The organism is Clostridium sp. AF21-20LB (genome assembly GCF_003478795.1).
In the GTDB taxonomy this organism is placed as follows: domain Bacteria; phylum Bacillota; class Clostridia; order Lachnospirales; family Lachnospiraceae; genus Otoolea; species Otoolea fessa.
The window spans coordinates 1-1,526 of record NZ_QUGD01000055.1 but is presented as its reverse complement, the minus strand read 5'-3'; the positions used below and the strand labels follow the sequence as shown (position 1 = coordinate 1,526).

General features: G+C 38.0%; 1 protein-coding gene. It reads left to right on the top strand.

Annotation, left to right across the window (positions count from 1 at the left end):
• Window positions 1-291: 291 nt before the first annotated feature.
• On the top strand, window positions 292-1,503 hold the full coding sequence (locus DWX76_RS13675) for an IS110 family transposase (protein WP_118293994.1): 1,212 nt from the start codon (window positions 292-294) through the stop codon (window positions 1,501-1,503).
• The last annotated feature ends 23 nt before the right edge of the window (window positions 1,504-1,526 follow it).

Here is a 1,526-nt window from a genome sequence, read left to right as displayed (position 1 = left end):
CACCTAACTCATCACTACTACAATATACTTATGGGTAATCCCCTTACATCCAGTAAGGATTTATCCATCTCATTACTTAAACTGTTAGAATGTAGGATGCAATGGTATATCGACTTCATCACTAGACTTAGCGTCCGTACTTTAGACTGATAACCAGCTCCTCATTCACAGTGTTCGTTTTATGCAGGTTGAATCACATTAAGTGCATTCGTGTCACACACAGTAGTTTGAGCAGGTAATGAGTAAATCTGGTATTTATCCATTGTAATATTTTTAAGGAGTGACAAATTTATGAACGCAGTAGGTATTGATGTTTCAAAAGGTAAAAGCATGGTTACAATTCTAAGACCATTTGGTGAGATTGTATCCTCTCCTTTTGAGATCAAGCACACATCCAGTGATATCCTTTCACTAATTAAACTTATTCACTCTATCGAAGGTGAATCACGAATTGTAATGGAGCACACCGGACACTATTACGAAGTACTTGCTCAGCAATTTTCAGCAGCTGGTCTGTTTGTCAGTGCTGTTAATCCTAAGCTAGTCAAAAACTTTAATAATGACTCTCTTCGCAAAGTTAAATCTGACAAAGCTGATTCCATCAAGATCGCCCGCTATGCTCTTGACAAATGGCAAAATCTTAAACCATATAGTATTGTGGATGAATTGCGCACACAACTAAAGGCCATGAATCGTCAGTTTCATTTCTATGTGAAACAAAAAACGGCTATGAAAAATAATCTTATTAATCTCATTGACCAGACATACCCAAATGCAAATACTTATTTTAATAGTCCACCCCGCAGTGATGGCTCCCAAAAATGGGTTGATTTTGTCTATACGTATTGGCATGTAGATTGCGTTCGTAAAATGTCTCTAAATTCTTTTGTTAAACACTATCAAAACTGGTGCAAGCAAAAAAAATATATCTTCAATAAATCAAAAGCCGAAGAAATTTATACCAAGGCAACGGAACTTGTCCCGGTATTTCCTAAAAACGAAATAACCAAACGCATCATTAGACAAGCTATCGCTCAGCTTAACAGCACTTCCGCTACCGTCGAAACAATACGCATTCTCATGAATGAAACCGCCTCAAAACTTCCAGAGTACCCGATTGTTATGCAGTTTAAAGGGATTGGTCCATCTCTTGGTCCACAGCTTATGGCTGAGATCGGTGATATAACCAGATTTACACATAAAGGAGCCCTTACTGCTTTCGCCGGGGTAGATCCTGGCGTAAACGAGTCTGGCTCCTATGCACAAAAAAGTGTTCCAACATCCAAACGTGGGTCTTCAAATTTAAGAAAGACTCTTTTTCAAGTAATGGATGTTCTTATTAAAACAATGCCGCAAGATGATCCTGTATATCAATTCATGGACAGAAAACGTGCCCAGGGTAAACCGTACTATGTTTACATGACTGCAGGCGCTAATAAATTTCTCAGAATTTATTATGGACGAGTGAAGGAATATCTCTGTATTCTTTCTGAGTCAAGCTAATTCAAAACTTTTATTTGCAGACC